Source organism: Burkholderia sp. AU28863, assembly GCF_002223195.1.
Classification (GTDB): domain Bacteria; phylum Pseudomonadota; class Gammaproteobacteria; order Burkholderiales; family Burkholderiaceae; genus Burkholderia; species Burkholderia sola.
Window position 1 is genome coordinate 533,716 of sequence record NZ_NKFE01000005.1, and the last position, 23,670, is coordinate 557,385.

Genomic DNA, 23,670 nt, shown 5'->3' on the forward strand with positions numbered 1-23,670 from the left:
GAGATGGTTTGCTTGTGGTCAACGCGCAAGCTCCCGGACAATGCATGTCAGGCATGTCATTGAAGCGGGGCGGCGCGCCCCGCGTGCCGGATCGGCCGCATCGTCGTGCTTCGAACTGCACATCGATGATGTCCGAACCGGTTAATCCACCGGGCGGCGCGCGTGCATCGCGTTTGCTTCATCCGGCGGCAGCATTTCGACTCGCAAAGGGGGAATCAGATGCATCGGATCATCATCGTAGGCGGAGGCGCGGGTGGCCTGGAACTGGCGACGCGGCTCGGCGACCGTTACGGCGCGCGCGGCAATCGTCCCGCGCGTGCGCTCGTCACGCTCGTCGACCGCAATCCGACTCACATCTGGAAACCGCTGCTGCACGAGGTCGCGGCCGGCAGCATGGACCCGTTCACGCAGGAACTCGAATATGCAGCGCAGGCGCGCTGGCACGGCTTCGAGTTCCAGCAGGGCGAGCTGACCGGGCTCGACCGCGCGGCGAAGCGCGTCACGCTGTCGCCGCTCAACGACAGCGACGGCGAGGAACTGCTGCCGGCGCGCGAGCTGGAATACGACACGCTGGTGATCGCGATCGGCAGCACGACCCACTTCTTCGGCGTGCAGGGCGCGCCGGAAAACGCGATCGCACTCGACACGGTCGGGGAGGCCGAACGTTTCCGCAAGCGGCTGATCGCGGCATGCATGCGCGCCGAGCACCAGGCGCCGGCGCCTACCGTGCCCGGCGAGTCGGCCGAGCCGCGTATCCAGGTCGTGATCGTCGGCGGAGGCGCGACGGGCGTCGAGTTGTCCGCGGAGCTGCGCAATACCGCGCAGGTGCTGTCCGTGTACGGGCTGCACAAGCTCGATCCGCGCCATGACGTCGGCATCGTGCTGATCGAATCGGGGCCGCGGATCCTGCCGGCACTGCAGGAGCGCGTGTCGACGGCGACGGCCGAACTGCTCGAAAAGCTCGGCGTGCGGCTGATGCTCAGCGAGCGCGTGACCGAGGTGGCGCCCGGGTTCGTGCATACCGCGAGCGGCAAGGCGGTGCGCGCGGACCTGACGGTCTGGGCGGCCGGCATCAAGGCGCCGTCCGTGCTGTCGCACCTCGACGGCCTTCAGGTCAATAAGCTCGGTCAGCTCGACGTGCGCCGCACGCTGCAGACCTTCACCGACGACAACGTGTTCGCACTCGGCGATTGTGCGGCCTGCGCATGGCCGGGTAACGAACGCAACGTGCCGCCGCGCGCCCAGGCGGCGCACCAGCAGGCGAGTTTCCTGCTCAAGGCGATCGGCTGCCGGCTCGAAGGCCGCTCGCTGCCGGAGTTCACGTACCGCGATTTCGGCTCGCTCGTGTCGCTCGGCCACTTCAGCGCGGTCGGCAACCTGATGGGCGGGCTGATCGGCGGCAACATGCTGATCGAAGGGCTGTTCGCGCGCTTCATGTACATGTCGCTGTACCGGCTGCACATCGCGGCGCTGCACGGTTATCCGCGGATGATGCTCGACACGGTCGCGCACTGGCTGCGGCGCACGACGCTGCCGCGCGTCAAGCTGCACTGATCGCGTCGTCGCGCGCGGAGCGGGCGGGGAATGCGCATGTCGTGCGTGTTCGCCGCCCGTTTTTCTTTTCGATTCGCCAGGGTTCGCGCGACGAAGCGCGATACGTGCCGCCGCGCGACGATCGATTCGGCGCCGCCACGTGTCGTAATCGAGTCTTACACATCCGACAGTTGACGCGACAACGGATTATTGGGCATCTTGTCCGGGTTTTCGTTTGCGGCGGCGTGCCAACCGCCGCGACTTCCGCGCCGCGCGCCGGTGCGATGCCCCGTCATGCCGTATCGGCGATCGTGACGGCGGCGCCCAATCGAGGAGTGCATTCATGTTGAAACCCGAAGTCGACAGCCTGGTCCCCCACGTCCCGTTCTCGCGCCGCAAGTTCATGCAGGCTGCGCTCGGCGGCACCTTCGCGGCGGCCGTGCTGCCCGTGTCGGCGCAGACGGTCACGACCGACAGCGCCGGGCTGGACGTCGACACCATCGAGATCCGCTCGGGCGATGCGAGTATTCCGGCGTATCGCGCACAGCCGGTCGACAAGACGAACCTGCCGGTCGTCATCGTGATCCACGAGATCTTCGGCGTGCACGCGCATATCGCCGATGTGTGCCGGCGCTTCGCGAAGCTCGGCTATCTCGCGATCGCGCCCGACCTGTTCGCCCGGCAGGGCAATGCGGCGAAGTATCCGACGATGAAGGAGCTGTACGACCACATCATCAGCAAGGTGCCGGACCGGCAGGTGACGGAGGATCTCGATGCGACCGTCGCGTGGGCCGGCAAGAACGGCGGCGACCTGTCGCGTCTTGGCGTGACGGGGTTTTGCTGGGGCGGTCGCCAGGCGTGGCTGTATGCGGAGCACAATCCGCACGTGCTGGCCGCCGTGGCGTGGTACGGCTTCGTCGAAGGCAAGACCGACGAGATGACGCCGTTCAATCCGGTCGACCATGCGTCGTTGCTGAAGGTGCCGGTGCTCGGGCTGTATGGCGAGAAGGATCAGAACATCACGCAGGCGTCGCTCGCGGACATGCGCAAGGCGATCCAGGCGAGCGATTCGAAGCGCGCGCGCGAATCGGAGATCGTCGTGTATCCGGATGCCGGTCACGCGTTCTTCGCCGACTACCGGCCGAGTTACGTGAAGGGCGATGCCGAGGACGGCTGGAAGCGCGCGATCGAGTGGTTCCAAAAGTACGGCGTGATGTAAACGACGAGCGGCGGCCGGTGCCGCCGCGACATCGGCCGCCGCGGCACCGGCCGCCGCATCATCGTCGTCGCGCCGCGCGGGCGCTCAAGGATTCGGGCCGGTCGCGATCGGCCGCGACGGATCGGCGCTCCATTCGCTCCACGAGCCCGGATACAGCGACGCGCCGTGCAGGCCGGCCACTTCCAGCGCCAGCGCGTTGTGGCATGCGGTGACGCCGGAGCCGCATTGCAGGATCACGCGGTTCGGCTCGGTGCCGCCCAGCACGGCGGTGAATGCCTCACGCAGTTCATGACCGGTCTTGAAGCGGCCGTCGGCGGTCAGGTTGTCCTTGAAGAAGCGGTTGCGCGCGCCCGGAATGTGGCCGCCCACCCGATCGATCGTTTCGTTTTCGCCGCGATAGCGATCCGGTGCGCGTGCATCGATCACGACGCGCGCGGGCGATGACACGTTCGCCAGCACGGTCGCTGCATCGACCGTCGATTCGAGCGGCGTGGCCGAGCGGAAGTCGCCGGCGGCCGGGTGCGGTACGTCGGTCGTCAGCGGCTGGCCGGCCGCTTCCCAGGCCTGGAGGCCGCCATCGAGCACGGCAACCGAATCGTGGCCGAGCCAGCGCAGCAGCCACCACAGGCGCGCCGCATAGGCGCCGCCTTGCGCGTCGTACGCGACGACCTGCTGACCCTGCTTGAGGCCGCGGCTGGCGAGCAGCGTCGCGAGCGCGTCGCGGGTCGGCAGCGGATGGCGGCCGTTGGTGCCCGTCTTGCGGCCCGACAGGTCGCGGTCGAGATGAAGATAGTGCGCGCCGGGAAGGTGACCGGCTGCGTAGGCGGCTTCGCCGGCGCCGGGATCGGCGAGATCGAAGCGGCAGTCGAACAGCGCGACGCTGCCGGGCGCCGCGGCCAGGCGCTCGGCGAGATTGGCGGCGGAGATGAGCGTGGTGTAATGAGTGTGCGACATGACGACTCCCTGGAGTGCAAATGGCCTGACACTCCAAGTCTAAACAAAAAAAGACGGGCCGAAGCCCGTCTTTTCGTCTGCCGGATGCCGCGCGGCGTCAACGCGCCGCAGCCGCTGTCAGAGGTCGCCGAGGTGGCGGCGCAGGAACTCGTGGAAGTGCTGCATCCCGTCTTCCATCGGGCTTTGGTACGGGCCGACCTGCGACTCGCCGCGGGCCATCAGCGCACGGCGGCCCGCGTCCATCCGCATCGCGATCTCGTCGTCCTCGACGGCCGTTTCCATATAGGCGGCACGCTCGGCCTCGACGAATTCGCGTTCGAACAGCGCGATTTCCTCGGGGTAATAGAACTCGACGATGTTGGTCGTCTTCTGCGGCCCGCGCGGAATCAGCCACGACACCACCAGCACGTGCGGATACCACTCGATCATCAGGCCCGGGTAGTACACCATCCAGATCGCGCCGAACTCCGGCGGCACGCCGTTGCGGAACTTCAGCACCTGTTCGTGCCATTTCTGGTAAGTCGTGCTGCCCGGTTTCGCGAGGGCGTTGTGCACGCCGACCGTCTGCACGCTGTACCAGTCGCCGAACTCCCATTTGAGATCGTCGCACGACACGAAGCTGCCGAGGCCCGGGTGGAACGGGACGACGTGGTAATCCTCGAGGTAGACCTCGATGAACGTCTTCCAGTTGTAATCGCACTCGTGCACTTCGACGTGATCGAACTGGTACTCGGAGAAGTCGAAGTGATGCTTCGTGCCGAGGTTCGCGAGATCGCGCGCGACATTGCGGCCCTCGGCCTCGAACAGCAGCCCCTGCCAGTTCTGCAGCGGGCTCTTGCCGAGGTTCAGGCACGGCTTGTCGGGGAAGTGCGGCGCGCCGAGCAGTTGGCCATCGAGGTCGTACGTCCAGCGGTGCAGCGGACACACGATGTTCTGTGCATGGCCGCGCCCGTTGAGCATGATCGCCTGCCGGTGGCGGCACACGTTCGACAGCAGTTCGATCCGGTTCGTCTGGTTACGGACCAGCACGCGGCCTTCCTTCTCGGACGGCAGCGCAAAATAGTCTCCCGCCTCGGGCACCATCAGCTCGTGCCCGACGTAACGAGGACCTTTCTTGAAGAGGGTTTCGATCTCGCGCTCAAGCAGCGCCTCATCGAAATATGCAGTGACTGGAAGCTGGCTGTGGGCCGACTTCAACTGAAGCGCATCGCTCAGATTGGACATTCCCACTCCCGGTGTTAGCGTGAAAGCAGTGAACAACCCAACCATCGAAAAATCGATTTAGGGAAACGGAGAATTATACCCGGTTCGCCCCGCAAGGCTAGGATTAAGTGCCTGATTTGTGTCAATTTTTTGTCGGGCGGCCGTCCAAAGGCGCACACTGTGCGTCGTAGATGGGGCCGGAATTGTGCGCGGGCGCCCAACACGGCAGGTCGGAAAATTCTCTTTTGCCGTAGAATGTCCGACTTGTTTTGAAATTTGACACCTCGTCCATGGCGAAAACCGCATCCCCAGGCGCCACGCCGCCCGGCAATGGCACCGAACCGTTGCCGGACAATTACGAGATGGCGCTGGCGGAACTCGAGACGCTGGTTGCCCGGATGGAAGGCGGCGCGTTGAGCCTCGAGGATTCGCTGGCGGCGTATCGCCGCGGTGCGACCCTCGTTGCGTTTTGCCAACAGCAGCTCGAGAAAGTGGAGCAGCAGGTTCGCGTGCTCGACGGCGCGACGCTGAAGCCGCTTTCGTCCGGAACGGCCGCCACGGACGGCGAAGACGACGATCTATGACATTCGAACAATGGATGCGGTCCGTGCTTGACCGTGTCGAGGACGCACTCGGCCACTATCTGCCGGCCGAAACCGCGACGCCCGCGAAACTTCACGAGGCGATGCGCTATGCGGTCCTCGGTGGCGGCAAACGCGTTCGCCCGCTGCTGTGCCATGCAGCAGGCGAACTGACCGGCGCGACGGAAGCGGCGCGCAACGCGGCGGCGGCGGCGCTGGAGATGATCCACGTCTACTCGCTCGTGCACGACGACATGCCGTGCATGGACGACGACGCGCTGCGTCGCGGCAAACCGACCGTGCACGTGCAGTACGACGAGCCGACGGCGCTGCTGGTCGGCGACGCGCTGCAGTCGCAGGCGTTCGTCGCGTTGACCGACGCCGATGCGCTGTCGCCGGTGCAGCAGGCGGCGCTCGTGCGCGAGCTGGCGCTCGCGAGCGGCTCGATCGGCATGGCCGGCGGGCAGGCGATCGACCTGGCGAGCGTCGGCCTGAAGCTGACGCGCGAACAGCTCGAGACGATGCACCGGATGAAGACGGGCGCATTGCTGCGCGCGGCCGTGCGGATGGGCGCGCTGGCCGGCGAGACGCCGTCGGCGGAAACGATGGCCGCGCTGGATGTTTACGCGGGCGCCGTGGGTCTGGCCTTCCAGGTCGTCGACGACATTCTCGACGTCACGACCGATTCGGCGACGCTCGGCAAGACGGCCGGCAAGGACGCGGCGAACGACAAGCCGACCTATGTATCGATCCTCGGTCTCGAGGCGTCGCGCGAGCTGGCAGCGCAGCTGCGCGCCGAAGCGCACGACGCGCTGAAACCGTTCGGCGCACGCGCACAGCGTCTCGCCGAACTTGCCGACCTGGTAGTGAACCGGGTCAGCTGACGCGAAAGCCCGCCGCCGCGCACATGCTACGGTGCGTGCAAAAGAATGCGGGCGCGTTTGATTTCCTACAATGGAACGACGATGTACGACTTGCTGAAAACCATCGACGACCCGGCGGATTTGCGCCGCCTCGATCGTCGCCAACTGCAACCGCTCGCGGATGAACTGCGCGCGTTCGTGCTCGACAGCGTGTCGAAGACGGGCGGCCATTTGTCGTCCAACCTCGGGACGGTCGAGCTGACGATCGCGTTGCACTACGTGTTCGACACGCCGAACGATCGCATCGTCTGGGACGTGGGTCACCAGACCTACCCGCACAAGATCCTGACGGGCCGCCGCGACCAGATGCACTCGCTGCGTCAGCAGGACGGCATCTCGGGTTTCCCGCGCCGTTCGGAGTCGGAATACGACACGTTCGGCACCGCGCACTCGAGCACGTCGATCTCGGCCGCGCTCGGGATGGCGATCGGCAGCCAGCTGAACGGCGACGACCGCTTTTCGATCGCCGTGATCGGCGACGGCGCGATGACGGCCGGCATGGCGTTCGAGGCGATGAACAACGCGGGCGTGTCGGAAGATGCGAAAGTGCTCGTGATCCTGAACGACAACGACATGTCGATCTCGCCGCCGGTCGGCGCGCTGAATCGCCATCTCGCCCGCTTGATGTCGGGCCGCTTCTATGCGGCTGCGCGCGCGGGTGTCGAGCGCGTGCTGAGCGTGGCGCCGCCGGTGCTCGAACTTGCGCGCAAGCTCGAGGAGCACGCGAAGGGCATGGTCGTGCCGGCCACGCTGTTCGAGGAGTTCGGCTTCAACTACATCGGCCCGATCGACGGTCACGATCTCGATTCGCTGATCCCGACGCTGCAGAACATCCGCGAACTGCGCGGCCCGCAGTTCCTGCACGTGGTGACGAAGAAAGGCCAGGGCTACAAGCTCGCCGAAGCGGATCCCGTGCTCTATCACGGCCCCGGCAAGTTCAATCCGGCCGAAGGCATCAAGCCGTCGACCACCCCTGCGAAGAAGACTTACACGCAGGTGTTCGGCGAGTGGCTGTGCGACGAAGCCGAGCGCGATACGCGCGTGGTCGGCATCACGCCCGCGATGCGCGAAGGCTCCGGCATGGTCGAATTCGAGAAGCGCTTCAAGGATCGCTACTACGACGTCGGCATCGCCGAGCAGCACGCGGTGACGTTCGCGGGCGGTCTCGCGACCGAAGGGCTGAAGCCCGTCGTCGCGATCTACTCGACGTTCCTGCAACGTGCGTACGACCAGCTGATCCACGACGTGGCGCTGCAGAATCTGCCGGTCGTGTTCGCGATCGACCGCGCGGGCCTCGTCGGCGCGGACGGCGCGACGCATGCGGGTGCGTACGATCTCGCGTTCATGCGCTGCATCCCGAACATGACGATCATGGCCGCATCCGACGAGAACGAGTGCCGCCAGATGCTGCATACGGCGCTGCAGCAACCGAACCCGACCGCGGTGCGCTATCCGCGCGGCGCGGGCACGGGCGTGGCGACGGTGAAGGAATTCACCGAGATCCCGGTCGGCAAGGGCGAAGTGCGGCGCCGCACGTCGCAGCCGGAAGGCAAGCGCGTCGCGATCCTCGCGTTCGGCACGATGGTGGCGCCGTCGCTTGCCGCCGCCGAGGAACTCGATGCAACGGTCGCGAACATGCGCTTCGTGAAGCCGATCGACGCGGCGCTCGTGCGCGAGCTCGCCGAAACGCACGACTACGTCGTCACGGTCGAGGAAGGCTGCGTGATGGGTGGCGCGGGCTCGGCGTGCGTCGAAGCCCTGATGGAGAGTGGGGTTATCCGACCCGTACTACAATTGGGCCTCCCTGACCTGTTCATCGATCACGGCGACCCCGCGAAGCTGCTGTCGCAATGCGGCCTCGACGGCGCGGGCATCGCGAAATCGATTCGCGAACGCTTTCTGAATCCGGCGGCTGATGTCGCCGGTCAGGCGAAGCGCGTCGCATAAGCCGACGCCGCCCGCGGGCGGCGTCGGTGCGACTGGTGCAACCGGTCTTCATTGATGCGGAAAACATGGGCCTGCGGGCCCATGTTGCTTTTCCGGCCGCCGCATGATGCGGCGTGCGCGTCGTCGGACGCGCGGCTTACAAGGATTGAACAAATGAACCAGATGAATCCCGCCTTCGTGATGCCCGACGTGCAGAGCACGGTGGATACCCGTCAGATCCCGATTCAGCGCGTGGGCGTGAAGGCGGTTCGGCATCCGTTGACGGTGTGTACCGAGAGCGGCGACGTGCAACCGACCGTCGGTGTCTGGAACCTCGACGTCCATCTGCCGGCCGACCAGAAAGGCACGCACATGTCGCGCTTCGTCGCGCTGCTCGAAGAGAATCGCGCGCCGCTGACGGTCGAGCGCTTCCGCGCGATGCTCGCGTCGATGCTCGTGAAGCTCGAAGCCGAGGCCGGCCGCATCGAGGTCACGTTCCCGTATTTCGTGAACAAGACGGCGCCGGTGTCCGGCGTGCAGAGCCTGCTCGACTATGAAGTGACGCTCGCGGGCGAAAGCCGCAACGGCGACACGCGCCTGTTCCTGAAAGTGCTCGTGCCGGTGACGAGCCTGTGCCCGTGCTCGAAGAAGATCTCGCAGTACGGCGCGCACAACCAGCGCTCGCACGTGACGATCGATGCGGAGCTGGCCGCCGATCTGCCGGTCGAGGCGCTGATCCGCATCGCGGAAGAGGAGGCGTCGTGCGAACTGTGGGGGCTGCTGAAGCGTCCGGACGAGAAGTTCGTCACCGAGCGTGCATACGAGAACCCGAAGTTCGTCGAGGATCTCGTGCGTGACGTCGCGCAGCGTCTCGATGCGGACGAGCGGGTGATCGCGTACGTGCTCGAGGCCGAGAACTTCGAGTCGATCCACAATCACAGCGCGTATGCGCTGATTGAGCGCGACAAGCGGCTGGCTGCATAACGCCGCGGCGTTTTGTTCCGCCAATGACGAAGGCCGCTCGGAACCGAGCGGCCTTTTTGTTTTCCTGCTCGAGGCATCGCGTGGCGCGATTCAGCTTGCGAGCGACGCGAGATCCCAGCGCGGCTTCACCGTGAACGCGTAATCGGCATTCGCCTGTTCGGGCCAGCGGCCGAGCCGCAGCGCGCCCGCGAGCGCGATCATCGCGCCGTTGTCGGTGCACAGCGCGAGATCGGGGTAGTGCACGTCGAAGCCGCGCCTGGCCGCGGCCGCCGACAATGCGGCGCGCAACTGGCGGTTCGCGCCGACGCCGCCCGCGACCACGAGGCGCTTGAGCTTCGTCTGTTTCAGCGCGGCGAGCGACTTCGCGACGAGCACGTCGACGGCCGCATCGACGAAGCCGCGCGCAAGGTCGGCCTTCGCGCGTTCGAGTGCGTCGCCCTCGAGCTTCGCCGCTTCGAATTTCTTCATCTGCGTGAGCACGGCCGTCTTCAGGCCGCTGAAGCTGAAGTCGAGATCGCCCGAATGCAGCATCGGACGCGGCAGCACGACCGCGCCCGGCGTGCCCGTTTCGGCGAGCTTCGATACTTCGGGGCCGCCCGGATAGCCGAGACCGATCAGCTTCGCCGTCTTGTCGAACGCTTCGCCGGCCGCGTCGTCGAGCGTTTCGCCGAGCGTCTCGTACACGCCGACGTCGGTCACGCGCATCAGTTGCGTATGGCCGCCGGAAACCAGCAGCGCCACGAACGGGAACGGCGGCGGCTCGTCGACCAGCAACGGCGACAGCAGGTGGCCTTCAAGGTGATGGATGCCGACGGTCGGCTTGTTCCACGCGAGCGCGAGCGCATTCGCGATGCTCGCGCCGACCAGCAGCGCGCCGGCGAGGCCGGGGCCCTGCGTGAACGCGATCGCGTCGATGTCGTCGCGGCGCGTGCCGCTTTGCGCCATCACTTCCTCGAGCAGCGGCAGCGCGCGACGGATGTGGTCGCGCGACGCGAGCTCGGGCACGACGCCGCCGTAGTCGCGGTGCATCGCGATCTGCGAATGGAGCGCGTGCGCGAGCAGGCCGCGCTGCGTGTCGTAAAGCGCGAGGCCGGTTTCGTCGCAGGAGCTTTCGATGCCGAGAACGAGCATGGGTGAGGGCAGGGCGCGCCGTTTCGGACGCGCCGCGGGTAGGTCGACGTAACCTGAAATTATAGCAGGCAGGGGCTCGCCGCCGCCGCGGGCGGCCCGGGCGCGAGGCCAGGCAGGTACAATCCGCGCCATGGAAACTTATGACATCGCCGTGATCGGCGCGGGCGCCGCCGGCATGATGAGCGCCGCGGTTGCCGGGCAGCTCGGCCGTCGCGTCGTGCTGATCGATCACGCGCCGCGGCTCGCCGAGAAAATCCGCATCTCGGGCGGCGGCCGCTGCAACTTCACGAACCTGTACGCCGGACCCGACAACTACCTGTCGTCGAATCCGCATTTCGCGCGTTCGGCGCTGGCGCGCTATACGCCGCGCGACTTCCTCGGGCTGCTCAAGCGCCATCACGTGACCTGGCACGAAAAGCACAAGGGGCAGCTCTTTTGCGACCACGGCAGCGATGCGATCATCGACGTGCTGAAGCACGAGTGCGACGCGGGCGGCATCGCGTGGCGCCGGCCCGTCGTCGTCGACGCGGTGCGCCATGCGCCGGCCGACGGCTTCACGCTCGACACGCAGCAGGCCGGCCGGATCGGCGCGCGCGCGCTGATCGTCGCGACCGGCGGCCTGTCGATCCCGAAGATCGGCGCGACCGACTTCGGCTACCGGCTCGCGAAGCAGTTCGGCCACAAGCTCGTCGATACGCGGCCCGCGCTCGTGCCGCTGACGTTCGCGCCGCAGGACTGGGCGCCGTTCGCGCCGCTGTCCGGCGTGTCGCTCGAAGTACGCGTATCGACCGGCGACAAAAAGCGCGGCGGCGAATTCGTCGAGGACCTGCTGTTGACCCATCGCGGGCTGTCCGGGCCGGGCATCCTGCAGATTTCGAGCTACTGGCAGCCAGGGGACCCGATCCGCGTCGACCTGCTGCCGCAGCGCGAGACCGTGGCCGATCTGCTCGACGCGAAACGCACGTCGAAGCGCCAGATCGGTTCGCTGCTCGCCGACTGGGTGCCGTCGCGCCTCGCGCATGCGTGGCTCGACGCGCATCGCGTCGCGGCCGACGCGCGGCTCGCGGACCTGCCCGACAAGACGCTGCGGCAGATCGGCGACGCGCTGTCCGGCTGGACGCTGACGCCGAACGGCACCGAAGGCTACAAGAAGGCCGAAGTGACGAAGGGCGGGGTCGATACGCGGGAGCTGTCGTCGGCGACGATGATGAGCGCGCGCGTGCCCGGGCTGTTCTTCGTCGGCGAGGCGGTGGACGTGACGGGCTGGCTCGGCGGCTACAACTTCCAGTGGGCGTGGGCGTCCGGCACGGCGGCCGGGCAGGCCGCGGCCGAGTACGCGCGCGGCGCCTGACGCGCCGGCCGGCGCCGTTCCGGCGGGCTGGGGTCCGTGCCTTCGAGCAATCGCTCTGCTATACTCGGTAGTCTTTCCCTGCAAACCTTTATTCGTGTCGGATCATGACGATCATTCGCGTTAAAGAGAACGAGCCGTTCGAAGTTGCAATGCGTCGCTTCAAGCGCACGATCGAGAAGAACGGTCTGTTGACCGAGCTTCGTGCGCGCGAGTTTTACGAGAAGCCGACCGCAGAACGCAAGCGCAAGAAGGCCGCTGCGGTGAAGCGTCATTACAAGCGTATTCGCAGCCAGACGCTGCCGAAGAAGCTGTACTGAACGATTGGGCGCCGCGCGGTTCGCTGAGCGGCGCACCGGCGACTCCGTGCGATCGGGTGCGGTCGCGCAGCCGATCAGGCGGCGAGTCGCCGATGCCGGATTCGAGCAACCCGCTTGAGACAATGTCCCAAGCGGGTTTTTGTGTTGACGCCCGTTCGCGGGCGTCGGATTCACGTTTCCATCCCGGGTGAAAGATGAGTTTGAAAGAGCAGATCAGCGAAGACATGAAGGCCGCGATGCGCGCGAAGGAAAGCGAGCGCCTGGCAACGATTCGCCTGCTGATGGCCGCGATCAAGCAGCGCGAAGTCGATGACCGGGTCACGCTCGACGACGCGGGCATCACGGCCGTGATCGACAAGATGATCAAGCAGCGCAAGGATTCGATCAGCCAGTTCCAGGCGGCCGGCCGTGACGATCTCGTCGCGAAGGAGCAGGCCGAGCTGGCCGTGCTGGGCGGTTACATGCCCGCGCAACTGTCGGACGCCGAAGTGGCGGCCGAGGTCCAGGCGGCGGTCGCGCAAACCGGCGCAGCCGGCCCGCAGGACATGGGCAAGGTGATGGGCGTGCTGAAGGGCAAGCTCGCCGGCCGTGCCGACATGACGGCCGTTTCCGCGCAGGTCAAGGCCGCGCTCACGAAGTAAAACCCGTTCCCGGCGCGCCCAGCGATGCGTGCGCCGGGCGTCGTATTGTCTTTTTTCGCTCGATCCCACGGTGATTCCGCATTCGTTCCTGCAGGATTTGCTGAACCGCGTCGATATCGTCGACGTGGTGGGCCGGTACGTGCAGCTCAAGAAGGGCGGCGCCAACTTCATGGGGCTGTGCCCGTTCCACAACGAGAAGAGCCCGTCGTTTACCGTCAGCCCGACCAAGCAGTTCTATCACTGCTTCGGTTGCGGCGCGCACGGCACGGCGATCGGCTTTCTGATGGAGCACGCGGGGCTCACGTTCCCGGAAGCCGTGCAGGAACTCGCGCAATCCGTCGGGCTGACCGTGCCGCACGAGCCGTCGATGCGCGGCGGTGGGGGCGGAGGCGGTGGCGGCGACTATCCGGCGCCCGTGTCGAAATCGGTGGCGACGGCGCTGTCCGATGCGATGACGGCGGCGTGCGACTACTACCGCAAGCAGTTGCGCGGCGCGACCGTCGCGATCCAGTACCTGAAGAACCGGGGCCTGACCGGCGAGATCGCCGCGCGCTTCGGTCTCGGCTATGCGCCGGACGGCTGGCAGAACCTCGAAGCCGCGTTTCCCGACTATCGCGACGAGTCGCTCGTCGAGGCGGGGCTCGTGATCGTCAGCGAGAAAACCGACGCGCAGGGCGTCGCGCGCCGCTACGACCGGTTCCGGGAACGGATCATGTTCCCGATCCGCAACGTGAAGGGGCAGGTGATCGGTTTCGGCGGCCGCGTGCTCGGCAGCGGCGAGCCGAAGTACCTGAACTCGCCGGAAACGCCGTTGTTCAACAAGGGCAGCGAGCTGTACGGCCTGTTCGAGGCGCGCCTCGCGATTCGCGAGCGCAAGTACGTGCTGGTCGTCGAAGGCTACATGGACGTCGTCGCGCTCGCGCAGCTCGGCTTTCCGAACGCGGTCGCGACGCTCGGCACCGCGTGCACGCCGATTCACGTACAGAAGCTGCTGCGTCAGACCGACACCGTGATTTTCAGTTTCGACGGCGATTCGGCCGGGCGGCGCGCGGCCCGGCGCGCGCTCGAGGCCTGCCTGCCGCATGCGGGCGACAACCGTACGATCCGGTTCCTTTTTCTGCCGACCGAGCACGATCCGGACAGCTACGTGCGCGAGTTCGGAGCGGACGCGTTCTCCGAGCAGGTCGAACGCGCGATGCCGCTGTCGCAATTTCTGTTGAACGAAGCAATTGCCGGCAAGGCGCTCGATCAGCCGGAAGGCCGCGCGAAAGCGCTGTTCGATGCGAAGCCGCTGTTGCAGGCGCTACCCGCGAACGCGTTGCGCGCGCAGATCATGCACATGTTCGCCGATCGTCTCGATATCCCGTTCGAAGAGGTCGCGGCGCTTTCCGACGTCGATACGCGCATCGCGGCGCCGCCGCGGCAGGCGCCCGCGCGCAGCGAGCGGCGCCGCGTGACGGACAGCGAAAAGCGCGCATTGCGCACGCTGGTGATGCATCCGCGCGTCGCATCGCAACTCGACGACGAACAGATTGCGACCCTGCGCGCGCTGCCGCGCATCGGCGAGCTGTTCGCGGAAGTCGTCGATCATGCGCGTGCGCTGGGCGACGGCGCGGAGTTCCGGCTGTTGTCGGATGTCCTGAGGACGTCCTCGAACGGGGCGACTTACGAGGAAATCTTCCGCGAAATTCTGGACTATGATGAAAACGTCCGCGATTTGCTGTTACAGAATCCGGAAGACGAGACGGTGCCCGAGCGGCAGCGTGAGCAGGAGCGGATTGCGGGGGAGGAGCTGCAGGCAGCGGTGCTCAAGATGCGCTATGACGCCTGCTGCGACCGGCTGGACAGGCTGGCGCGGCAATCCACCTTCACCCCCGAGGAATTGGCTGAATTGACGGAATTGAACCAGCAGCGAACCGACATGAAGCGTCGGCTCGGGCTGTAGGCGGCCGGGGCGCTTAGAGAGGGCTTCCCAGCGTGCTATAATATAAGGTTTCCAGCGGTTTGTTTTCCAAGCAGAGGCGAGAATCGCGATGGCAAAGACGACAGGCGGAAAGAAAGCAACAGGCAAGGGCTCGACGGAGCCGACCAAGAAGGTCACAGCGGCCAAGTCTGCTTCTTCCACCAGGACAACGTCTTCAGCCACGTCAGCCCCTGCAGGAAAGAAAACCGCGGCCGGCACTGCTCAGGCTGCGCCGGCGCCGGCAGCCAGAACACGGGCTGCCGCCAGACCCGACTCCGGGCCGGCCAAGCCGGCGGCGAAGCGGGCAAGTGCGAAAAGCGCAAGGGACACGACTGCCGACGCGGACGAAACGGCAGTACGTACTACTCATGCACCCACGGTTCAACCGGCTGTCGTCCAGCAGCCGCGAGTCGATATAGCCGGTACGGCGAACTCCATGACCAAAAAGCTGAACGAAGTATCCGTCGAAGACGACGCAAATCAGAGCGACGAGCAGCCCGCAGCGGCGGCTGCACCGGGCAAGTCCAAGGTGCGCGATCGTCGCGCCAAGGAAAAGGCGCTGCTGAAGGAAGCGTTCGCGACGAGCACGCCGGGCACGGCCGAGGAGCTCGAAGAGCGCCGCGTGAAACTGCGCGCGCTGATCAAGCTCGGCAAGGAGCGCGGCTTCCTCACGTACGCCGAAATCAACGACCACCTGCCGGACAACTTCACCGAGACCGAGGCCCTCGAGGGCATCATCGGCACGTTCAACGACATGGGCGTGGCGGTTTACGAGCAGGCGCCGGACGCGGAAACGCTGCTCCTGAACGACAACGCGCCCGCCGCGTCGTCGGACGATGAAGTCGAAGAGGAGGCGGAAGTCGCGCTGTCCACCGTCGATTCGGAATTCGGCCGCACGACCGATCCGGTCCGGATGTACATGCGCGAAATGGGCACGGTCGAGCTGCTCACGCGCGAAGGCGAAATCGAGATCGCGAAGCGGATCGAGGACGGCCTGCGCCACATGGTGATGGCCATCTCCGCGTGCCCGACGACGATTGCCGACATCCTCGCGATGGCCGAACGCGTCGCGAACGAAGAGATCCGCGTCGACGAGCTCGTCGACGGCCTGCTTGATCCGAATGCCGCGGACGCGGCCGATACGGACGGCTTCTCCGCGAAGGAAGCGGAAGCCATCGAGAACGAGGACGAGGAAGCCGAAGAGGAAGAGGAAGAAGAGGAAGAGGAGGAAGACGACGGTGCCGCGCAGGCATCGGCGAATGCCGCCCAACTCGAAGCCCTCAAGCGCGCGTCGCTCGAAAAGTTCTCGCAGATCAGCGAGTGGTTCGACAAGATGCGCCGTGCGTTCGAGAAGGAAGGCTACAAGTCGAAGGCCTACCTGAAGGCGCAGGAAACGATCCAGAGCGAGCTGATGACGATCCGCTTCACCGCGCGTACCGTCGAACGCCTGTGCGACACGCTGCGTGCGCAGGTGGACGAAGTGCGTCAGGTCGAGCGTCAGATCCTGCACATCGTCGTCGACAAGTGCGGCATGCCGCGTTCGGAATTCATCGCGCGCTTCCCGGGCAACGAGACGGATCTCGACTGGGCGGAGAAGATCACTGCGGAAGGCCATCCGTACAGCGCGGTGCTGTCGCGTAACGTCCCGGCGATCCGCGAACAGCAGCAGCGCCTGCTCGACCTGCAGGCGCGCGTCGTGCTGCCGCTGAAGGACCTGAAGGAAACCAACCGCCAGATGGCGGCCGGCGAACTGAAGGCGCGTCAGGCGAAGCGCGAAATGACCGAGGCGAACCTGCGTCTCGTGATCTCGATCGCGAAGAAGTACACGAACCGCGGCCTGCAGTTCCTCGACCTGATCCAGGAAGGCAACATCGGCCTGATGAAGGCGGTGGACAAGTTCGAATACCGTCGTGGCTACAAGTTCTCGACCTATGCGACGTGGTGGATCCGTCAGGCCATCACGCGCTCGATCGCGGACCAGGCGCGCACGATCCGTATTCCGGTTCACATGATCGAAACGATCAACAAGATGAACCGCATCTCGCGGCAGATCCTGCAGGAAACCGGTCTCGAGCCGGATCCGGCAACGCTCGCCGAGAAGATGGAGATGCCGGAAGACAAGATCCGCAAGATCATGAAGATCGCGAAGGAGCCGATCTCGATGGAAACGCCGATCGGCGACGACGACGATTCCCATCTCGGCGACTTCATCGAGGACACCAACACGGTCGCGCCGGCGGATGCCGCGCTGCATGCCAGCATGCGCGACGTCGTGAAGGACGTGCTCGATTCGCTGACGCCGCGCGAGGCGAAGGTGCTGCGGATGCGTTTCGGTATCGAGATGAGCACCGATCACACGCTCGAGGAAGTCGGCAAGCAGTTCGACGTCACGCGCGAGCGGATCCGTCAGATCGAGGCCAAGGCGCTGCGCAAGCTGCGTCACCCGAGCCGTTCCGACAAGCTGAAGTCGTTCCTCGAAGGGAACTGATTTCCAGCGTCTCTTCTACGAACGCCGCCGGTATCCGCATGATGCCGGTGGCGTTTGTTCCCTCTGTCGTCTTTGTTGTTACAATGCCGGCCCGGCCTCGTTGCCGGGAGAGCGTGTAGCACGCTTTGCTTCTCGTCTGGGCCCCTAGCTCATGCTTGGTTAGAGCAGCGAACTCATAATTCGTTGGTGCCGGGTTCGACTCCCGGGGGGCCCACCAGATTCGCTCCCAGGGTTATCCGGGGAAGCCGCGAAACCCGCGATGCCGCAAGGCGTCGCGGGTTTTTCTTTGGGCGCGGTCGACCGTATTGAACGCGTTCGCGTCGGCGCCGGCTGTCGCATCTTCGCCACCGCGGAAACACGGAAAGCGTGCGGCCCCGATATCAATCGAAGTATGCTGTGGCGCGATCCGGTCGCACGCTGCTTTGTCGCGCGCACACCGAGGACCAGCGCCGCGCTCCGTCCGGCAGCCAGCCAGAACAAACACAATCCGACTTCGCCCGACAGTGGGGGCGGCCAACATGATCATGCTGCGTTCGTGGGGTGCGATTCTGTCGTTGCTGATGCTTGTCGCGTGCGCGAGCCTGCCGCCGCAGGCCGAGCGCGCGCCGACGCATGCATTTACCGATACCGGCAATACGCGCCTCGGCGCGGCATTTCGCCAGCAGGCAGCCGCCCATCCCGGGCAGGACGCGTTTCATTTGCTGACCGATCCGGTCGACGCGCTGGACGCGCGCGTGCTGCTCGCCGACCGCGCCGACCGCTCGCTGGACCTTCAATACTACATCTGGCACGACGACCTGACCGGGCACGAACTCGCCGACGCGATCATGCGCGCGGCCGATCGCGGCGTGCGCGTGCGCGCGCTGCTCGACGATCTCGGCACCAACGCGGACGACCGCAAGCTGCTCGAGATCAGCGCGCATCCGAACATCGAGATCCGGCTGTTCAATCCGGTGGCCACGCGCCGGTTCAAGAAGATCGGCACCGTGTTCGAGTTCTCGCGCGTCAACCGGCGCATGCACAACAAGGCGATGATCGCGGACAACCAGGCGGCGATCGTCGGCGGCCGCAATATCGGCGACGAATACTTCGGCGCATCGTCGATGCTGGAATTCGGCGATCTCGACGTCGTCGTTCACGGCCCGGTCGTGAAGGATATCTCGACCGAATTCGATACGTTCTGGAATTCGCCGTATGCGTATCCGATCGATACGCTGGTTGGACACGATGCGGCGCCGGGCGGGCTCGACCGCGAGCGCGAACGGTTGCGCGACTACCTGAGGGCGATGGAAGACAATCCATACGTGCTCGAGGCCCGGCAGCGGCTCGACCGGATCGTCCACGGGCAGGGCACCGAATTGTCGTGGGGGCATGCGACGGTGCTGTACGACGATCCGTCGAAGATCGCGCACCCGCCGAAGGACCGCGACGGGCACCTGATGCCGCAGTTGCGTGCGCTCGCGTTGCAGCCGCAGCACGACCTGCTGATCGTGTCGCCGTATTTCGTGCCGGGCAAGGATGCCGTCGAGCGGCTGCGCGTGCTCGTGGCGCGCGGCGTGCGCGTGACGGTGCTGACCAATTCGCTCGCGTCGACCGACGTGGCGGCCGTGCATGCCGGCTACCGCCGCTATCGAAGCGAGCTGGTGAATGCGGGCGTGCGGCTTTACGAGCGCCGGCCGTCGGGCGACAAGAGCATTTCGAAGCAGGTCATCATCGGCTCGTCGCGTGCATCGCTGCATGCGAAGACCTACGTGTTCGATCACACGAGCATTTTCATCGGGTCGATGAATCTCGATCCACGTTCGCTGAACCTCAATACGGAGATCGGCCTTTACTGCGAGAGTCCGGCGATCGCCTCCCAGGTGGCCAACGATCTGGAAGCGCGGCTCGACCAGATCGCATGGCGCGTGGAAGCGAGAACCGACGCGGCCGGCAAAGGGCGACTCAAGTGGGTTCAGACCGACGCGGACGGAAAGGTCACCGAGATCGATCACGAGCCGGAAGTGTCCGCCGGGCGGCGGATGGAAGTGTGGTTCCTCGGGCTGTTTCCGATCGAATCGCAACTGTGAGCGACGCTCAGCGCCGTGCGCGGCGGTGCTCGTCGATGACGGCCGCGAACTGCATCGCTGCTGTCTCGATCGTCGCGTCGCTCAGCCCGGAATAGCCGAGCACGAAACCGTTGTAGCGGCGGCCGTTGCCGCGGCGGCCGTCGCCGATGCAGTAGCTGCTCAGCGGTTGCAGCAGCAAGCCATGGGCGGCGGCGGTGCGCGCGACGTCGGTATCGTGCAGCGGCGCCGCGAGATCCGCGGAAAGATGCATGCCTCCCGGGCTTTCCCGCACGCTCAGCGACGTGCCGAGATGGCGGGCGAGCGCCGCTTCGAGGCTCCTGCGCCGGTCCGCATAAAGCGCCCGCATTCTGCGCAGGTGCCGCGCAAACAGGCCGGTATCGATGAATTCCGCCATCGCCAGCTGGTCGGCCGAATGACCGCGATGGACGAGTTCGCGCAGCGTGCGCGTGAAGCGTTCGACCAGCACCGGCGGTACCACCATGAAACCGAGCCGAAGGGCCGGGAACATCGTCTTGCTGAACGTGCCGAGATAGCATACCGGCGCGTCCGCTTGCAGACCCTGGATCGCGGGCAGCGGCTGGCCGCCGTGACGGAACTCGCTGTCGTAGTCGTCCTCGAGGATCCACGCGCCGCATGCACGGGCATGTTCGATGAGCGCCGCGCGCCGCCGTGGGCTCATCAGTGCGCCGAGCGGGTACTGGTGCGACGGGGTCGTATAGATCAGCCGGGGCGGGTGGGTGCGCCACTGCGCGTCGGTCGGCGCCATCCCCTCGCGATCGACCTCGATCGGCACGGGATTCAGGCCGGTCGAGCGGAACGCGGTCCTCGCGCCGTTGTAACAAGGGTTCTCGAGCCAGCCGTATTCGCCGGGATTCGCCAGCATCCGCGCGCACAGTTCGAGGCTGCCCTGCGTGCCGTCGGTGATGAATACCTGCTCCATGTCGCAGCGCACGCCGCGCGACACGCGAATGTACGCGGCCACCGCGCGCCGCAATTCGGGCAGTCCTTCGACCGGACCGTACGCCAGCCGGGCGGGCGTGATGGTCTTCCATGCGCGCTCGATGCAGCGGCGCCACTGGGCAACCGGGAATTCGTCGAGAGACGGGAGGCCGGGAACGAACGGCAGCATGCGTTCGGGCTCGGGATCGGCGTTCTCCAGCCCGTGCACGCGCGCCGACAGGTGAACCGGTGCGGAGCCGTCTTCCTTTCCGGCGTCCGGCCGGCGGCATCCGTCCCATAGCGTGATCGTGCCGTTGCGCGTGGCCGCCACGAAGCCTTCCTCGGCAAGGCGCTCGTACGCATAGACCGCGGAATTGCGCGCGATGCCCAGCTCCGCCGCGAGCACGCGCGTCGACGCGAGCCGCGTGCCGGGCGGAAGCTGCCCGTCCAGCAGCATGTCACGCAGGCTCCGGTAGAGCGCTTCCTGCTGACTATGCGTTGTCGCGCCGTCCTGTCTGGCAAGCGATGAGATGAGCAGCGCGAGATCCATGGGCTGGTTCCAGAAATTTTCCTTGTGCTGGTTCTTTCGAAGACGCGGCGCGCATCGTATCGTTCATGCTTTCGCGGCGCAGGCAGGTTCGCGCACATGGCGAGCGATCGGCGCGACTTGCGATGTGCGCGTATTTTGCTCGATTCGGCGCGCGATTGTCGATCGGCGGGGCAACCACGCGCTGAGACACGGATACGGCATGATGCCGATGCAATTCACTTCGTAGTCCAGATATATATGAGCGAACAGACCACTCTCTCTTCCACGCCGCGCACGACCATTCGCCGCCTGCCTGAACTGGCGTGTCACGATCGCACGATGCTCTACCGCGTCGTGGACGACGCGTACGTCTGTCACGTCGCATTCGGCGACGGACAGAACACGCACTGCATCCCGACCGCGCACTGGAGGAGGGGCGACGCGCTCTATATCCACGGGTCCAACGGCAGTCGGATGATCAAGGCGCTGTCGGCCGGCGTGCAAGCTAGCGTCGCGATGACGCTGCTGGACGGTCTCGTGCTGGCCAGGTCCGCCTTCAACCATTCGATGAATTATCGATCCGCGGTGATCTACGGGCAGTTCGACGTGATCGAAGGCAGCGTGGAAAAACTCGCCGCGCTGGATGCGTTGATGGACAAGATCGCGCCGGGCCGCAAGCACGAAGCGCGACCGGGCAATTCGAAGGAAATCAATGCGACCAGCGTCCTGCGGATTTCGATGGCGGAAGCGGCCGTGAAAATCAGCGATTCGCTGCCGTCCGACAAGGAAGAGGATCTCGGGCTGGCGGTGTGGACCGGGATCCTGCCGTTGAAGACGACACGCGGCGCGCCGGTTCATGCAGGTGGCAACGCGCCGATGCCGGACTATGTCCGGAACTGGGCCGATTGAGCGGTGCGGTGCGGCGCGGCGGGGCCGCATCGGCGGAGGCGAGATCACGCGGCATGCAGAAAACCCGCGACGGCTTCGCAGCCTTCGCGGGCTGTTGGACGCGGTTGCGTGCGATACGTCGCGCTCCCGCACCCGGTTCGGTCAGTGGCCTATCAGCGCGCGAAATCCGACGTGCTCTGGATGAACGCGTTCAACTTCGAGATGTTCACGCTGCCGAAGCCCGTCGTCGCATCCCAGCCGGCCTTCGCCTTGTAGCCGTAGGTGCCGCTGCCGTTGTTGCCGGACGTGACGTCGTGCAGCAGCGCCGCGTTGGTCGGGAAGTACTTGTAGATGCTCGACGCGGGGAACCCGAGCGCATTGTTGTTGGCCGACTGCAGCCGCGCCCAGATGCCGGTGAAGATCGGCGCGGCGAGGCTCGTGCCGCCTTCGTTGTTCAGGTAGCCCGAACCCCACAGCGTGTCGGACGTCTGGCCGTTCACGACGAGAATCGCACCCGTGCGGAGATCGGCGTCGAAGCCGATGTCCGGCAGCGCGCGCTTGGTCGATCCGGTGAGAGTCGACGATTGCCACGTCGGCGCGGCCTCGTACTTGCTGTACCCGCCGCCCGTCGACCACACGGTGCCCGACTGCCAGCTCGGATCGTTCCAGACGATTTCGCTGTTGTACGCATTGGTCGACGTATTCGTGAACAGCGTCGTGCCGCCGACGGCGATCACGTACGGCGACGTGGCCGGCTCGCTCACCGTGTAGGTCGAGCGCGACGGCTTGCCGCTCGCGCATTCGTACGCGCCGTGATCGCCGGCGGAAACCGAGAAGGTCTGCCCTTGCGCGACCGCCTGCTTGAAGATGGTGTCGTCGGTTGCCTGCGAGCCGGTGCTGTACGCGGACGACTCGCATACGCCGAGCGATACGTTGATCACTTTCGCGACGTTGTCGGTCACGGCCTTGTTGTACGCGGCCGTGATCGCGGTGAGTGTCATCGACGGCGCGACGTAGAACACGACCTGCTTCACGCTGCCGCCAGCCGTGCCGACGATCGACTGGCTGTCGAGGTTCCACTCGACGGTGCCGTCGGTGTCGGTGTACGAACTGCCGGCCGGGCCCGTCTTCACGATGCTGCTGTTGATCGTGCCGAGGCCGTTGTTCGCGGCGAACGTATTGAGGTCGCTCACCGTCTGCGACAGGTCGCCTTCGGAGATGATGCCGACCGTGGTTTGCGAGGCCGTCGGCGTGCCGTCGCCGCCGTAGATCGACGAGAACTCGGTCGGGTTGTGCGGCACCGCCGACGCGCCGGCCGGGATCGTCAGGTTGCTGGTATCGCCTTGCGGCTTGCTGCCCGCGCCCGTATGCATCAGTTCGACGTTCTGCAGGCCGAGCACCGCGCCGACAACGTTGCCGATCGCGTTCGGCACTTGCGCGGCGTCGGTGTTCGCATAGACGCTGCGGCCGTTGCGCGTGAAGCGCTTGAGGGTCGTGCGGAATGCGGACTGGACGGTCCCCGCGGTGCCGGACGCGGAGACCAGCAGCCGGTTCGGCGCGACCACGATATTCACGAAGCCGGCCTTGCGCAGGTGGGCGACGACGGACGCGACCTGCTGGTCGGTCGGTGCGTATTGCGTGGCGAATTGCGCAGGCGTGAGGAACTGCCGGTAGTGCGGCGAGCCGGGCGTGTGCAGGTCGCGCAGGTACTGGTCGAGCTGGGCTTCGTTGCGCAGGTTCAGCCCGAGCACGATGTCCACCGATTCGCCGGGCGCCATGTCGACGGCCGACGCGGCAGCGGCTGCCGTGCTTGCGGCGGGCGCGCCGGCCGTGCCGGCTTCGTTCTGCTGCACGAGCGGCAGGAACCCTTTGGTGCGCGTTTCCGTCCAGCCGGCCGCAGGCGCGGCATGGGCGGCAGCCATGCCGAACGAAGCGGCAGCGGCCGCGGCGGCGAGTGCGAGATTGACGGCGCGAATGTGCTTTTGTTTCTTGTTTGCAACCTGATTCATTTGAATTACCCCTCCGGTTGAA

General features: G+C 65.9%; 18 protein-coding genes and 1 tRNA gene. 14 read left to right on the forward strand and 5 right to left on the reverse strand.

Annotated features, from left to right (window positions below):
* Positions 1 to 219 precede the first annotated feature (219 nt).
* Together CFB81_RS18920 and CFB81_RS18925 are read left to right on the forward strand one after the other, a co-directional pair.
* Complete coding sequence (locus tag CFB81_RS18920; protein WP_089436159.1) at positions 220 to 1,554, forward strand: NAD(P)/FAD-dependent oxidoreductase; 1,335 nt, start codon at positions 220 to 222, stop codon at positions 1,552 to 1,554.
* 322 nt (positions 1,555 to 1,876) lie between these two features.
* Entirely contained in the window at positions 1,877 to 2,752 is an 876-nt protein-coding gene (locus tag CFB81_RS18925; RefSeq protein ID WP_069618512.1) for a dienelactone hydrolase family protein, read from the forward strand.
* Between the two features lie 84 nt (positions 2,753 to 2,836).
* Here CFB81_RS18925 and CFB81_RS18930 read toward each other — a convergent pair whose 3' ends face one another.
* Positions 2,837 to 3,706: a sulfurtransferase gene (locus CFB81_RS18930; RefSeq protein ID WP_089436160.1), complete on the reverse strand. Its 870-nt coding sequence runs from the start codon at positions 3,704 to 3,706 to the stop codon at positions 2,837 to 2,839.
* Positions 3,707 to 3,823: 117 nt separating this feature from the next.
* Entirely contained in the window at positions 3,824 to 4,930 is a 1,107-nt protein-coding gene (locus tag CFB81_RS18935) for an aromatic ring-hydroxylating dioxygenase subunit alpha (RefSeq protein WP_069618510.1), read from the reverse strand.
* A 269-nt stretch (positions 4,931 to 5,199) separates the two neighbouring features.
* Between CFB81_RS18935 and CFB81_RS18940 the strand changes: the two genes are divergently transcribed.
* The 4 genes from CFB81_RS18940 (at position 5,200) to folE2 (ending at position 9,323) form a co-directional block, all read left to right on the forward strand.
* Positions 5,200 to 5,493, forward strand: a complete 294-nt coding sequence (locus CFB81_RS18940; protein WP_006479428.1) for an exodeoxyribonuclease VII small subunit — start codon at positions 5,200 to 5,202, stop codon at positions 5,491 to 5,493.
* Positions 5,490 to 6,374 (forward strand): polyprenyl synthetase family protein, encoded by an 885-nt coding sequence (locus CFB81_RS18945; protein ID WP_050011336.1) that lies wholly within the window; start codon positions 5,490 to 5,492, stop codon positions 6,372 to 6,374. Before CFB81_RS18940 ends, CFB81_RS18945 begins: the two co-directional genes overlap by 4 nt.
* Positions 6,375 to 6,455: 81 nt before the next feature.
* Positions 6,456 to 8,360: a 1-deoxy-D-xylulose-5-phosphate synthase gene (gene dxs, locus CFB81_RS18950; protein ID WP_069618509.1), complete on the forward strand. Its 1,905-nt coding sequence runs from the start codon at positions 6,456 to 6,458 to the stop codon at positions 8,358 to 8,360.
* A 153-nt stretch (positions 8,361 to 8,513) separates the two neighbouring features.
* The gene (gene folE2 / locus CFB81_RS18955) at positions 8,514 to 9,323 is read left to right on the forward strand and encodes a GTP cyclohydrolase FolE2 (protein WP_069618508.1); all 810 of its coding nucleotides are present in this window, start codon (positions 8,514 to 8,516) and stop codon (positions 9,321 to 9,323) included.
* Between the two features lie 90 nt (positions 9,324 to 9,413).
* On the opposite strand, the gene tsaD is transcribed toward folE2, so the two are convergent.
* Positions 9,414 to 10,454 carry a tRNA (adenosine(37)-N6)-threonylcarbamoyltransferase complex transferase subunit TsaD gene (gene tsaD, locus CFB81_RS18960; protein ID WP_069618507.1) on the reverse strand — a complete coding sequence of 347 codons (1,041 nt, stop codon included), beginning with the start codon at positions 10,452 to 10,454 and terminating at the stop codon, positions 9,414 to 9,416.
* A 121-nt stretch (positions 10,455 to 10,575) separates the two neighbouring features.
* Between tsaD and CFB81_RS18965 the strand changes: the two genes are divergently transcribed.
* From CFB81_RS18965 to CFB81_RS18995, 7 genes are all read left to right on the forward strand, one after another.
* The gene (locus CFB81_RS18965) at positions 10,576 to 11,805 is read left to right on the forward strand and encodes an NAD(P)/FAD-dependent oxidoreductase (RefSeq protein ID WP_256976333.1); all 1,230 of its coding nucleotides are present in this window, start codon (positions 10,576 to 10,578) and stop codon (positions 11,803 to 11,805) included.
* Positions 11,806 to 11,909: 104 nt separating this feature from the next.
* Entirely contained in the window at positions 11,910 to 12,122 is a 213-nt protein-coding gene (rpsU, locus tag CFB81_RS18970; RefSeq protein ID WP_006479415.1) for a 30S ribosomal protein S21, read from the forward strand.
* A 194-nt stretch (positions 12,123 to 12,316) separates the two neighbouring features.
* Complete coding sequence (locus tag CFB81_RS18975) at positions 12,317 to 12,763, forward strand: GatB/YqeY domain-containing protein (protein WP_050011331.1); 447 nt, start codon at positions 12,317 to 12,319, stop codon at positions 12,761 to 12,763.
* Between the two features lie 70 nt (positions 12,764 to 12,833).
* On the forward strand, positions 12,834 to 14,708 hold the full coding sequence (dnaG, locus tag CFB81_RS18980; RefSeq protein ID WP_089436162.1) for a DNA primase: 1,875 nt from the start codon (positions 12,834 to 12,836) through the stop codon (positions 14,706 to 14,708).
* Between the two features lie 88 nt (positions 14,709 to 14,796).
* On the forward strand, positions 14,797 to 17,214 hold the full coding sequence (rpoD, locus tag CFB81_RS18985) for an RNA polymerase sigma factor RpoD (RefSeq protein WP_081083182.1): 2,418 nt from the start codon (positions 14,797 to 14,799) through the stop codon (positions 17,212 to 17,214).
* Positions 17,215 to 17,352: 138 nt separating this feature from the next.
* Positions 17,353 to 17,431 (forward strand) — tRNA-Ile (locus tag CFB81_RS18990).
* 301 nt (positions 17,432 to 17,732) lie between these two features.
* Positions 17,733 to 19,283, forward strand: coding sequence for a phospholipase D family protein (locus CFB81_RS18995; RefSeq protein WP_089436163.1), 1,551 nt, complete (start codon positions 17,733 to 17,735; stop codon positions 19,281 to 19,283).
* Positions 19,284 to 19,290: 7 nt separating this feature from the next.
* Here CFB81_RS18995 and CFB81_RS19000 read toward each other — a convergent pair whose 3' ends face one another.
* Positions 19,291 to 20,772 (reverse strand): PLP-dependent aminotransferase family protein, encoded by a 1,482-nt coding sequence (locus CFB81_RS19000; protein WP_089436164.1) that lies wholly within the window; start codon positions 20,770 to 20,772, stop codon positions 19,291 to 19,293.
* Between the two features lie 237 nt (positions 20,773 to 21,009).
* On the opposite strand from CFB81_RS19000, the gene CFB81_RS19005 reads away from it, so the two are divergent.
* Positions 21,010 to 21,660: a pyridoxamine 5'-phosphate oxidase family protein gene (locus CFB81_RS19005; protein WP_089436165.1), complete on the forward strand. Its 651-nt coding sequence runs from the start codon at positions 21,010 to 21,012 to the stop codon at positions 21,658 to 21,660.
* A 152-nt stretch (positions 21,661 to 21,812) separates the two neighbouring features.
* Here the strand turns inward: CFB81_RS19005 and CFB81_RS19010 are convergent, their stop codons facing one another.
* Positions 21,813 to 23,648: a protease pro-enzyme activation domain-containing protein gene (locus CFB81_RS19010; protein ID WP_089436166.1), complete on the reverse strand. Its 1,836-nt coding sequence runs from the start codon at positions 23,646 to 23,648 to the stop codon at positions 21,813 to 21,815.
* Positions 23,649 to 23,670: the final 22 nt, after the last annotated feature.

What these genes read in the sequence shown, in the direction of transcription:
- dxs (WP_069618509.1), top strand. Translation starts at nt 6,456, where the DNA reads ATGTACGACTTGCTGAAAACCATCGACGACCCGGCGGATTTGCGCCGC.
- CFB81_RS18920 (WP_089436159.1), top strand. Translation starts at nt 220, where the DNA reads ATGCATCGGATCATCATCGTAGGCGGAGGCGCGGGTGGCCTGGAACTG.
- CFB81_RS18945 (WP_050011336.1), top strand. Translation starts at nt 5,490, where the DNA reads ATGACATTCGAACAATGGATGCGGTCCGTGCTTGACCGTGTCGAGGAC.
- rpsU (WP_006479415.1), top strand. Translation starts at nt 11,910, where the DNA reads ATGACGATCATTCGCGTTAAAGAGAACGAGCCGTTCGAAGTTGCAATG.
- rpoD (WP_081083182.1), top strand. Translation starts at nt 14,797, where the DNA reads ATGGCAAAGACGACAGGCGGAAAGAAAGCAACAGGCAAGGGCTCGACG.
- CFB81_RS18935 (WP_069618510.1), bottom strand. Translation starts at nt 4,930, where the DNA reads ATGTCCAATCTGAGCGATGCGCTTCAGTTGAAGTCGGCCCACAGCCAG.
- CFB81_RS18925 (WP_069618512.1), top strand. Translation starts at nt 1,877, where the DNA reads ATGTTGAAACCCGAAGTCGACAGCCTGGTCCCCCACGTCCCGTTCTCG.
- CFB81_RS19005 (WP_089436165.1), top strand. Translation starts at nt 21,010, where the DNA reads ATGAGCGAACAGACCACTCTCTCTTCCACGCCGCGCACGACCATTCGC.
- CFB81_RS18995 (WP_089436163.1), top strand. Translation starts at nt 17,733, where the DNA reads ATGATCATGCTGCGTTCGTGGGGTGCGATTCTGTCGTTGCTGATGCTT.
- CFB81_RS19010 (WP_089436166.1), bottom strand. Translation starts at nt 23,648, where the DNA reads ATGAATCAGGTTGCAAACAAGAAACAAAAGCACATTCGCGCCGTCAAT.
- folE2 (WP_069618508.1), top strand. Translation starts at nt 8,514, where the DNA reads ATGAACCAGATGAATCCCGCCTTCGTGATGCCCGACGTGCAGAGCACG.
- CFB81_RS18930 (WP_089436160.1), bottom strand. Translation starts at nt 3,706, where the DNA reads ATGTCGCACACTCATTACACCACGCTCATCTCCGCCGCCAATCTCGCC.
- tsaD (WP_069618507.1), bottom strand. Translation starts at nt 10,454, where the DNA reads ATGCTCGTTCTCGGCATCGAAAGCTCCTGCGACGAAACCGGCCTCGCG.
- CFB81_RS19000 (WP_089436164.1), bottom strand. Translation starts at nt 20,772, where the DNA reads ATGGATCTCGCGCTGCTCATCTCATCGCTTGCCAGACAGGACGGCGCG.
- CFB81_RS18940 (WP_006479428.1), top strand. Translation starts at nt 5,200, where the DNA reads ATGGCGAAAACCGCATCCCCAGGCGCCACGCCGCCCGGCAATGGCACC.
- CFB81_RS18975 (WP_050011331.1), top strand. Translation starts at nt 12,317, where the DNA reads ATGAGTTTGAAAGAGCAGATCAGCGAAGACATGAAGGCCGCGATGCGC.